General features: G+C 58.0%; 1 protein-coding gene. It reads left to right on the top strand.

What is annotated here, in order from left to right:
- On the top strand, positions 1-789 hold a 789-nt coding region (locus ACZY0B_RS27815), incomplete at its 5' end, for a TylF/MycF/NovP-related O-methyltransferase (RefSeq protein WP_463767432.1).
- Positions 790-885: the final 96 nt, after the last annotated feature.

Here is an 885-nt window from a genome sequence, read left to right on the forward strand (position 1 = left end):
GACTCGCGGTCTGCGTACCTCGATCTGCTCCGTCGTGACCTCACTCGATACGGCCAGGACGAGCTGGTGCCGGTCGGGTGGTATCGGCTAGGGCGGCCGTTGTTCAATGCCCGGAATTTCATGCTCGTGCGTAAGCGGCCGTTCAACGAATATGCGCGGGATCGCGGCCTCGATTGGCCCGCGGATGCGTTGACGATGATTGGGATGCAGCGGCTGACCAGTTTGCAGCAGTGCGTCGAGACGGTGCTCGCTGACGAAGTTCCGGGTGATCTGGTCGAATGTGGGGTATGGCGGGGAGGCGCTTCGATTTTGATGCGCGCCGTTTTGTCCGCGTACGGGGATCAGACGCGGCGTGTCTGGCTTGCCGATTCGTTTGCGGGTGTGCCACCCCCGGATACGGTGAATTACCAAGCTGATAAAGGGATTAAGCTGCATCGGCACGCGAACGTGCTGGGGATTTCCGAGGCTGAAGTTCGGGCGAATTTTGAGCGTTATGGGCTGCTGGATGACCAGGTTCGTTTTCTGCCGGGTTGGTTCAAGGACACGCTGGCTGAAGCGCCGATTGATCGGATCTCGGTGTTGAGGCTAGATGGTGATCTCTATGAATCGACGATTCAGGCCCTTGATGCGCTTTATCCACGGTTGTCGTCCGGCGGTTATTGCATCATCGACGACTATTACGCACTCAAAGCATGTGAGCAGGCTGTCACCGACTACCGCGAGAAGCACGAGATATCCGCCGAGATCGTGGAAATTGATGGCACCGGCGTGCTGTGGCGCAAGCCATAACCACTACACAGACGCAAGGGCCTGGATCCGGTTGCCAATAGCACGGACGGCAAATGCCGTTCGCTGGAAACCCATGTCTACGAACGTGTTTGCTTT

Source organism: Mycobacterium sp. IDUB_19, from assembly GCF_055419445.1.